Raw genomic sequence first — 10500 nt, 5'->3', positions numbered from 1 at the left:
TTTAATACTCAATGAAAATCAAAGAGCAAACTAGGAAGCTAGCCGCAGGCTGTACTTGAGTACGGCAAGGTGAAGCTGACGTGGTTTGAATTTGATTTTCGAAGAGTATAAACATTAGAATTTTCTCCTACTTGGTGTGGACTGGGTAGGAGAATTTTATTTTTAGACAATTCTCATTTTTAAGAATCTTGAAAACATTCAATATTTACTTCGTGAAGCTTTTTTCATACTCCTATTCATGATATACTAGGTCAGTATTTTATAAATATAAAGGAGATTTTCATGGCTAAAAAAGGTGCCCTAACAGGTTTACTCCTGTTTGGAATATTTTTTGGTGCGGGGAACTTGATTTTTCCGCCTTCTCTGGGTGCTCTATCTGGAGAACATTTTCTTCCTGCCATCGCAGGTTTTGTCTTTTCAGGCGTCGGTATCGCCGTCTTGACTCTGATTATTGGAACGCTAAATCCTAAAGGATATATCTACGAGATTTCAACAAAGATAGCGCCTTGGTTTGCGACTCTTTACCTCTCAGTTCTTTACTTGTCAATCGGTCCATTCTTTGCTATCCCACGTACTGCTACAACAGCTTACGAAGTAGGGGTTAGCCCCCTTTTGTCGGATGCAAATAAAGGTCTTGGTTTGATTGTCTTTACAGTTCTGTATTTTGCAGCAGCCTATTTGATTTCGCTTAATCCATCAAAAATCTTAGACCGTATCGGCCGTATTTTAACACCAGTCTTTGCTATTTTGATTGTTATTTTGGTTGTCCTAGGAGCTATCAAATACGGTGGAACAAGTCCTCAAGCTGCTTCAGCTGCTTATCAAGCTTCTGCCTTTGGGACAGGTTTCCTAGAAGGTTATAATACCTTGGATGCCCTTGCCTCAGTTGCCTTTAGTGTAATCGCAGTCCAAACCTTGAAACAACTTGGCTTCTCAAGTAAGAAAGAATACATTTCGACTATTTGGGTTGTTGGTATCGTTGTTGCCCTTGCCTTCAGCGCTCTTTACATCGGCTTAGGTTTCCTTGGAAATCATTTCCCAGTACCAGCTGAAGCGATGAAGGGTGGAACACCAGGTGTTTACATCTTGTCACAAGCCACTCAAGAAATCTTCGGCTCAACAGCTCAACTCTTCCTTGCAGCTATGGTTACTGTAACCTGCTTCACAACAACAGTTGGTTTGATTGTGTCGACAGCTGAGTTCTTTAATGAACGCTTCCCACAAATTAGCTACAAGGTTTATGCGACCGCCTTTACCTTGATTGGATTTGCCATTGCCAATTTGGGTCTTGATGCGATTATCAAGTACTCCATTCCAGTATTGGTTATCTTGTACCCAATCACCATTGCCATCGTTATGATTGTCATTGTCAACAAATTTGTAGCTCTTTCAAAACCAGGTATGCAGTTGACAATTGCTGTGGTTACAGCTATTGCTATTGCAAGCGTACTAGGAAGCTCGTTTAAGGTTGAGTTTCTTGCAAACCTTGTCAACGCTCTTCCTTTTGCTAAGGCATCTCTCCCATGGTTGGTACCAGCCATCGTTGGAATCTTGCTATCATTGGTTCTACCAAACAAGCAAGAAAGTGATGTTTTTGAAATGGAATAATTACTAATACTCTTCGAAAATCTCTTCAAACCGCGTCAACGTCGCCTTGTCGTACTCAAGTACAGCCTGCGGCTAGTTTCCTAGTTTGCTCTTTGATTTTCATTGAGTATAAAATCACTTTTGTAGCCAAGTCTACAGGAGTGATTTTCTTTTTTTATCCGATGATAAATGTGTTATAATAGGTAGCAAAAGAGGTGAAGAAATGAATCAAACAGTAGAATATATCAAAGAACTAACAGCCATTGCGTCGCCAACGGGCTTCACTCGGGAGATTTCGGACTATTTAGTCAAGACTCTAGAAGGTTTTGGTTACCAACCGGTTCGCACGGCCAAGGGCGGTGTCAATGTAACTATTAAAGGTCAAAATGATGAGCAACAACGTTATGTGACTGCCCATGTAGATACGCTTGGTGCTATTGTCCGTGCTGTCAAACCAGATGGCCGTCTCAAAATGGACCGTATCGGTGGTTTTCCTTGGAACATGATTGAAGGTGAAAACTGTACCGTTCATGTGGCTAGCACAGGTGAAAAAGTATCAGGAACCATCCTCATCCACCAAACTTCTTGTCATGTCTATAAGGATGCAGGAACTGCAGAACGCACGCAGGAAAATATGGAAGTGCGTTTGGATGCAAAAGTAACCAGTGAAAAAGAAACTCGTGCTCTTGGTATTGAGGTCGGTGATTTTATCAGCTTTGATCCACGAACCGTCGTGACAGAGACGGGTTTTATCAAGTCTCGTCATTTGGACGATAAGGTCAGTGCAGCGATTTTACTTAATCTTCTTCGTATTTATAAGGAAGAGAAGATTGAATTACCAGTAACAACTCATTTTGCTTTTTCAGTCTTTGAAGAAGTAGGCCACGGTGCTAACTCTAATATTCCTGCTCAGGTAGTAGAATATCTGGCTGTGGATATGGGAGCTATGGGAGATGACCAGCAGACAGATGAGTACACAGTGTCCATCTGTGTCAAGGATGCTTCTGGACCTTATCACTATGACTTCCGTCAACATTTGGTTGCCTTGGCGAAAGAGCAAGATATTCCATTTAAGCTGGACATCTATCCATTTTATGGTTCGGATGCTTCAGCGGCTATGTCCGCAGGTGCAGAAGTCAAACACGCTCTGCTTGGTGCTGGTATCGAGTCTAGTCATTCTTATGAGCGTACTCATATTGACTCGGTGGTCGCAACCGAGCGTATGGTTGATGCTTACCTTAAGAGCGCGTTGGTAGATTGATATGTGCCTGATTTGTCAGAGAATTGACCTCATCAAGAAGGGAGAAAATCCCTACTTTGTCAAAGAGTTGGAAACAGGCTATCTTGTGATTGGAGACCACCAGTATTTTGCAGGCTATAGTCTCTTTCTAGCCAAGGAACACGTCAGCGAATTGCACCATTTGAAAAAGGAAACAAGACTCCGTTTTCTCGAAGAAATGAGTCTAGTCCAAGAGGCGGTTGCCAAGGCCTTTGCTGCTGAGAAAATGAATATTGAACTTTTAGGAAATGGCGATGCCCATCTCCACTGGCACCTTTTTCCTAGACGAAAAGGTGATATGAATGACCACGGTCTTAAGGGGCGTGGGCCAGTCTGGTGGGTTCCCTTTGAAGAAATGACAGCAGAAACCTGCAAAGCAAAACCGGAAGAGATTAAAAGATTAGTCGAATGTTTATTGTCAGAAGTAGATAAACTATTAGAAATAAAGGAGTAGAAATGAAAAAAAGATACCTTGTCGTGACAGCCTTGCTAGCCTTGAGTCTAGCAGCTTGTTCACAAGAAAAATCAAAAAATGAAAATGGAGCAGCTAAGACAGAGCAAACTGCTAAAGCTGATGGGACAGTCGGCAGTAAGTCTCAAGGAGCTGCCCAGAAAAAAGCAGAAGTGGTTAACAAAGGAGACTATTACAGCATTCAAGGGAAATACGATGAAATCATCGTAGCCAATAAACACTATCCATTGTCTAAAGACTATAATCCAGGGGAAAATCCAACAGCCAAGGCAGAGTTGGTCAAACTCATCAAAGCGATGCAAGAGGCAGGTTTCCCAATTAGTGATCATTATAGTGGTTTTAGAAGTTATGAAACTCAGACCAAGCTCTACCAAGATTATGTTAATCAAGATGGGAAAGCAGCAGCTGACCGTTACTCTGCCCGTCCTGGCTATAGCGAACACCAAACTGGCTTGGCCTTTGATGTGATTGGGACTGATGGTGATTTAGTAACAGAAGAAAAAGCGGCTCAATGGCTCTTGGATCATGCTGCTGATTATGGCTTTGTTGTCCGTTATCTCAAAGGTAAGGAAAAGGAAACAGGCTATATGGCTGAGGAATGGCACCTGCGTTATGTAGGAAAAGAAGCTAAAGAAATTGCTGAGAGTGGTCTCAGTTTGGAAGAATACTATGGCTTTGAAGGCGGAGACTACGTCGATTAATACTCTTCGAAAATCTCTTCAAACCACGTCAGCGTCGCCTTACCTACTGACTGCGTCGGTTCTATTCACAACCTCAAAACAGTGTTTTGAGCTGACTTCGTCAGTTTTATCTGCAATCTCAAAGCTGTACTTTGAGCAGCCTGCGGCTAGCTTCCTAGTTTGCTCTTTGATTTTCATTGAGTATAAAAAATAAACTTTTCTCTTGCAATTCCAGATAAATAGTGTATAATGGATGGGTATGTGAAAAACATACTTGTGGGAGGTAAAAATCTCTAATTACCGCCAAAACCACAAAGGAGGATTTAAAAATGGCTAAAAAAGTCGAAAAACTTGTAAAATTGCAAATCCCTGCTGGTAAAGCTACACCAGCTCCACCGGTTGGACCTGCTCTTGGTCAAGCTGGTATCAACATCATGGGATTCACAAAAGAGTTCAACGCTCGTACAGCTGACCAAGCTGGGATGATCATTCCAGTTGTTATCTCAGTTTACGAAGATAAATCATTTACTTTCGTTACGAAAACACCACCAGCTGCTGTTCTTTTGAAAAAAGCTGCAGGTGTTGAAAAAGGATCAAGTACACCTAATAAAACTAAAGTTGCTACAGTTACTCGTGCACAAGTACAAGAGATTGCAGAAACTAAGATGCCGGATTTGAACGCAGCAAACGTAGAGTCTGCAATGCGTATGATCGAAGGTACTGCTCGTTCTATGGGATTCACTGTTGTTGACTAATCAATAACACAGTAGAAAATCTCACAGCAGTCTATTAGTTGTTTTTCATACCAGGCAAGTGACTGATGCTTGTACTTGGGTACAGTAAGGGAACTTAAGGCCGTAGGAAAAGGAAAATAATAGACTGATAACCCGCAAGACTTCATCATTTCGAGAAGTGACGTGGGAGATGAAAATCGATTGAACCACTTACAAGGAGAATAGAAAATGGCTAAAAAAAGCAAACAACTTCGTGCTGCTCTTGAGAAAATCGACAGCACAAAAGCATACAGCGTAGAAGAAGCTGTAGCACTTGCAAAAGAAACTAACTTTGCAAAATTTGACGCAACTGTAGAAGTTGCTTACAACTTGAACATCGACGTTAAAAAAGCTGACCAACAAATCCGTGGAGCAATGGTATTGCCAAACGGTACTGGTAAAACTTCACGCGTTCTTGTTTTCGCACGTGGTGCAAAAGCTGAAGAAGCAAAAGCTGCTGGTGCAGACTTTGTTGGTGAAGATGACCTTGTTGCTAAAATCAACGACGGTTGGTTGGACTTCGACGTAGTTATCGCTACACCTGATATGATGGCTCTTGTTGGACGTCTTGGACGTGTCCTTGGACCACGTAACTTGATGCCAAACCCTAAAACTGGTACTGTAACAATGGATGTTGCTAAAGCAGTTGAAGAGTCTAAAGGTGGTAAAATCACTTACCGTGCTGACCGTGCAGGTAACGTTCAAGCAATCATCGGTAAAGTATCATTTGAAGCTGAAAAATTGGTTGAAAACTTTAAAGCTTTCAACGAAACAATCCAAAAAGCAAAACCAGCTACAGCTAAAGGAACTTACGTAACAAACTTGACTATCACAACTACTCAAGGTGTTGGTATCAAAGTTGACGTAAACTCACTTTAATCAGTAGTTAAAGTAATGTAAAAAAGTTGAAGACGCTATGTCTCAACTTTTTTTGATTTCAAAATCTAGTGGAATGAATCTGGAATAGTCCATCGAGCTTTCTAATACTCTTCGAAAATCTCTTCAAACCACGTCAACGTCGCCTTGCCGTGCGTATGGTTACTGACTTCGTNNTGTTTTGAGCAACCTGAGGCTAGTTTCCTAGTTTGCTCTTTGGTTTTCATTGAGTATAACACATTGTTAGAAGTTGGTTTAAATTTCCTAATCAGTTTGTTCACATTTACCTTCGATATATTATATCCCATAGTTAAGGTTGGTCATACAGATGATTATAGTCATGGAGCCGTAAAACTTAGTGTTTCTTTAGTTGACAAAGATGCCATGAAAAAATATCTGTAACTGTAATAGGATATTTTGAAATAAATATAGATGAAAATATCACCGATATTCTATACGTAAATGGTACTGCTATTCTTTGTCCTTATTTACGTTCTATTGTTTCAATAGTTTCGGCAATTGATAGCAGTGAAGCAATGTTGCTACCTACCATTAATGTTTTAGAGTTACTAGATAAATCTCAACCTTTTGAAGAAGAATAATTTATTAGCTCACTAAATTGAGGGTAAGGAAAAGTAAAAGCAGTAAGAAAAATGTCTTGCATTATACAGCAACCTTTTGGGAATGAGTAGATGGATTGAATAAAATTTGATTAAGAGTGGATGATTTATCTGTAGATTATTATTGGACAGTTAGTCTTGAAGTAGTCTAAGAATTAGGTTATAATCAGTAGAAGCCTTGCTAATAATGAGGAGGTTAGTTTATGTATAGTAGACTGAATCTAAAATAGTATGAAACAATTGCTAAAACATTTATAGAAATTAATTTTACTTTTCCAATCAATTTGTTCTCATCTTATTTCAATCCGCTATATATTATGGTATCGAATCTTCATCAGAATGATAAAATTAATCAATTAATATCTGATTACAAACAGAATATGAAAGCTTTTTATATCACTATTGAAAAATTTATACGAGATGATGAAAGTCTTAAGTGTTATTTTACAAAGGTTATTTCAAGTCGTTCCAAGGTAACAAGTCTAAATCAGATTGAAGCTGATAAAACGATACAAAGAAAATATTCAAGTGAGCTAAAAAAATTTATTGGATTTTATAATGAGATTATTTGTGAGGAAAATAGTTTCCTACATGTACGAAAGAGGTGGTCGAGTTGGTTTAGGTAGTCGGTGCGTGAGTTGATAATTCTCAGGGTATGGACTTCTTTTTCATGAATGAGGTAAAAGAGCAGGTATTGTTTAGAGACAATCATTTTGAGCATATTTTCTGGATAGAGGGAGTATCCGATTTTATGATCAAAGTTAATACCGCCCTCTGGTGAGAAGATGAGTAGGTTGGTAATTTAAACTATTCAACTGAATTTTTGATTAAAAGTATTATTTTATGAGATAAATCCTAATTTCACAATCCATAGGCAAACGCTTGCATTCTGTTTTTTATTGGACTATAATAGATTGGTATAAAGCCTTCTGTAGTAATAAAATATAGAAGGTGTAGAAAGTAAGGATTTAGAATATTTGTAGTTAAAAACACAATGTTGCTATTCCTTATGATAGGGAGATAGATATGGCAATGATAGAAGTGGAACATCTTCAGAAAAATTTTGTGAAGACTGTTAAGGAACCGGGCTTGAAGGGGGCTTTGCGCTCCTTTATTCATCCTGAAAAGCAGACCTTTGAAGCGGTCAAGGATTTGACCTTTGAAGTTCCAAAAGGGCAGATTTTAGGATTTATCGGGGCAAATGGTGCTGGGAAGTCGACAACCATTAAAATGCTGACAGGAATTTTGAAACCAACATCTGGTTTTTGTCGGATTAACGGCAAGATTCCCCAGGACAATCGGCAAGATTATGTCAAAGATATTGGCGTAGTCTTTGGACAACGCACCCAGCTATGGTGGGATTTGGCTCTGCAAGAGACCTACACTGTCTTAAAAGAGATTTATGATGTGCCAGACTCGCTCTTTCATAAGCGTATGGACTTTTTGAATGAAGTCTTGGATTTGAAGGACTTTATCAAGGATCCCGTGCGGACTCTTTCACTGGGACAACGGATGCGGGCGGATATTGCGGCCTCCTTGCTCCACAATCCCAAGGTTCTTTTTTTAGATGAGCCGACCATTGGTTTGGACGTTTCGGTTAAGGATAATATTCGTCGGGCAATTACTCAGATCAATCAAGAGGAAGAAACTACCATTCTTTTGACCACTCACGATTTGAGTGATATTGAGCAACTTTGTGATCGGATTTTCATGATTGACAAGGGGCAAGAGATTTTTGATGGAACGGTGAGCCAACTCAAGGATACCTTTGGTAAGATGAAGACTCTCTCTTTTGAACTGCTACCAGGTCAAAGTCATCTCGTCTCTCACTATGAAGGTCTGTCTGATATGACCATTGATAGACAAGGAAACAGCCTCAACATTGAATTTGATAGTTCTCGCTACCAGTCAGCTGACATTATCAAGCAAACCCTGTCTGATTTTGAAATCCGCGATTTGAAGATGGTGGATACGGATATTGAGGATATTATCCGTCGCTTCTACCGAAAGGAGCTCTAGGATGATCAAATTGTGGAGACGTTATAAACCCTTTATCAATGCAGGGGTTCAGGAGTTGATTACTTACCGAGTCAACTTTATTCTCTATCGGATTGGCGATGTCATGGGGGCTTTTGTGGCCTTTTATCTCTGGAAGGCTGTCTTTGATTCTTCGCAAGAGTCTTTGATTCAGGGCTTCAGTATGGCGGATATCACCCTCTACATCATCATGAGTTTTGTGACCAATCTTCTGACTAGATCCGATTCGTCCTTTATGATTGGGGAGGAGGTCAAGGATGGCTCCATTATCATGCGTTTGTTGCGACCAGTGCATTTTGCGGCCTCCTATCTTTTCACCGAGCTTGGTTCCAAGTGGTTGATTTTTATCAGCGTTGGCCTTCCATTTTTAAGTGTCATTGTTTTGATGAAAATCTTATCTGGGCAAGGGATTGTAGAAGTGCTGGGATTAACTGTCCTTTATCTCTTTAGCCTAACTTTGGCTTATCTGATTAACTTTTTCTTTAATATTTGCTTTGGATTTTCAGCCTTTGTGTTTAAAAATCTTTGGGGTTCCAATCTACTCAAGACTTCCATAGTGGCCTTTATGTCTGGAAGTTTGATTCCCTTGGCTTTCTTTCCAAAGGTTGTTGCAGATATTCTGTCCTTCCTGCCTTTTTCATCCTTGATTTATACCCCAGTCATGATTATTGTTGGGAAATACGATGCTAATCAGATGCTTCAGGCACTCGCTTTGCAGTTTTTCTGGCTCTTAGTGATGGTGGGCTTGTCTCAGTTGATTTGGAAACGAGTCCAGTCCTTTATCACCATTCAAGGAGGTTAGTATGAAAAAATATCAACGCATGCATCTGATTTTTATCAGACAATACATCAAGCAAATCATGGAATACAAGGTGGATTTTGTGGTTGGTGTCTTGGGAGTCTTTCTGACTCAAGGCCTGAATCTCTTATTTCTCAATGTCATCTTTCAACACATCCCATCCCTAGAAGGTTGGACTTTTCAAGAAATTGCCTTTATCTATGGTTTTTCCTTGATTCCTAAGGGCTTGGACCATCTCTTTTTTGACAATCTCTGGGCACTGGGGCAACGCTTGGTGCGAAAAGGAGAATTTGATAAGTATCTGACTCGTCCTATCAATCCTCTCTTTCACATCTTGGTTGAGACCTTTCAGATTGATGCCTTAGGCGAACTCTTGGTCGGTGGTATTTTATTGGGAACAACCATGACCAGCATTGCTTGGACTCTTCCAAAATTCCTGCTTTTCCTAGTCTGTATTCCTTTTGCGACCTTGATTTATACTTCTCTTAAAATCGCGACAGCCAGCATCGCTTTTTGGACCAAGCAGTCAGGGGCTATGATTTACATTTTCTATATGTTTAATGATTTTGCAAAGTATCCGATTTCGATTTACAATTCTCTTCTTCGTTGGTTGATTAGCTTTATCGTGCCTTTTGCCTTTACGGCCTACTATCCTGCTAGCTATTTTTTGCAGGACAAGGATGTACTCTTTAACATTGGAGGTTTGATTTTGATTTCCCTTGTCTTTTTTGGTATTTCCTTGAAACTATGGGACAGGGGCTTGGATTCTTATGAAAGTGCTGGATCCTAAGATGAAGAAACTCAAAGCCTTGTCTTAGGACAGGCTTTTTCTAATAGAGATGAAAATTCCTTGACATCTATTCTCAGAGTGCTATACTGTAAGTGTAATCGCCGATTTATCTCAGTTGGTAGAGCAAGGCACTCGTAAAGCCTAGGTCACAGGTGAACATATGACTGAAGATTTGAAAAAATAGATATGTATAAATAACCGTTAACCCCAATTATTCACCCCTAATCTAAAAACCCTCCAGAATCCTTGCCTTAGCTTAGATCCTGGATGGTTTCTTTTTTCACCCAATGGGTGTTTTTTACTAGACAAAAAAGAGTTTCCCCTTTATGGTATAAGTGTAGAAAAAAACACAAAAAGAAAGGAAACTCACATGAACAGTTTACCAAATCATCACTTCCAAAACCAGTCTTTTTACCAACTATCTTTCGATGGAGGTCATTTCACCCAGTATGGTGGTCTTATCTTTTTTCAGGAACTTTTTTCCCAGTTGAAACTAAAAGAGCGGATTTCTAAGTATTTAGTAACGAATGACCAACGCCGCTACTGTCGTTATTCGGATTCAGATATTCTTGTCCAGTTCCTCTTTC

The 10500-nt window shown here is 39.8% G+C and carries 11 protein-coding genes and 1 pseudogene; all 12 read left to right on the top strand.

Annotation, left to right across the window (positions count from 1 at the left end):
- Window positions 1-282: 282 nt before the first annotated feature.
- Window positions 283-1608 carry a branched-chain amino acid transport system II carrier protein gene (gene brnQ / locus HT691_RS00615; RefSeq protein WP_172925223.1) on the top strand — a complete coding sequence of 442 codons (1326 nt, stop codon included), beginning with the start codon at window positions 283-285 and terminating at the stop codon, window positions 1606-1608.
- Between the two features lie 202 nt (window positions 1609-1810).
- On the top strand, window positions 1811-2848 hold the full coding sequence (locus HT691_RS00610; RefSeq protein ID WP_061088296.1) for a M42 family metallopeptidase: 1038 nt from the start codon (window positions 1811-1813) through the stop codon (window positions 2846-2848).
- Window position 2849: 1 nt separating this feature from the next.
- Window positions 2850-3320, top strand: a complete 471-nt coding sequence (locus tag HT691_RS00605) for an HIT family protein (RefSeq protein ID WP_172925222.1) — start codon at window positions 2850-2852, stop codon at window positions 3318-3320.
- Between the two features lie 2 nt (window positions 3321-3322).
- Entirely contained in the window at window positions 3323-4039 is a 717-nt protein-coding gene (ldcB, locus tag HT691_RS00600; RefSeq protein WP_172925221.1) for an LD-carboxypeptidase LdcB/DacB, read from the top strand.
- 308 nt (window positions 4040-4347) lie between these two features.
- Entirely contained in the window at window positions 4348-4773 is a 426-nt protein-coding gene (rplK, locus tag HT691_RS00595) for a 50S ribosomal protein L11 (RefSeq protein WP_001085812.1), read from the top strand.
- Window positions 4774-4980: 207 nt separating this feature from the next.
- Entirely contained in the window at window positions 4981-5670 is a 690-nt protein-coding gene (gene rplA, locus HT691_RS00590) for a 50S ribosomal protein L1 (protein WP_001085675.1), read from the top strand.
- A 389-nt stretch (window positions 5671-6059) separates the two neighbouring features.
- Entirely contained in the window at window positions 6060-6269 is a 210-nt protein-coding gene (locus HT691_RS11605; RefSeq protein ID WP_223200444.1) for a hypothetical protein, read from the top strand.
- Window positions 6270-6667: 398 nt separating this feature from the next.
- Complete coding sequence (locus HT691_RS11600; protein ID WP_000643408.1) at window positions 6668-6913, top strand: hypothetical protein; 246 nt, start codon at window positions 6668-6670, stop codon at window positions 6911-6913.
- A gap of 400 nt (window positions 6914-7313) precedes the next feature.
- Entirely contained in the window at window positions 7314-8306 is a 993-nt protein-coding gene (locus HT691_RS00580; protein ID WP_001240784.1) for an ATP-binding cassette domain-containing protein, read from the top strand.
- 1 nt (window position 8307) lies between these two features.
- Window positions 8308-9126: an ABC-2 family transporter protein gene (locus HT691_RS00575; protein ID WP_000594191.1), complete on the top strand. Its 819-nt coding sequence runs from the start codon at window positions 8308-8310 to the stop codon at window positions 9124-9126.
- 1 nt (window position 9127) lies between these two features.
- Window positions 9128-9913 carry an ABC transporter permease gene (locus tag HT691_RS00570; RefSeq protein ID WP_000760734.1) on the top strand — a complete coding sequence of 262 codons (786 nt, stop codon included), beginning with the start codon at window positions 9128-9130 and terminating at the stop codon, window positions 9911-9913.
- Between the two features lie 370 nt (window positions 9914-10283).
- Window positions 10284-10500: pseudogene (locus HT691_RS00565) on the top strand (IS1380 family transposase); the annotation flags it as partial.

This window comes from Streptococcus sp. 477 (assembly GCF_013277295.1).
Taxonomy (GTDB): Bacteria; Bacillota; Bacilli; order Lactobacillales; family Streptococcaceae; genus Streptococcus; species Streptococcus pseudopneumoniae.
This window is presented reverse-complemented; position numbering and strand designations above follow the sequence as displayed.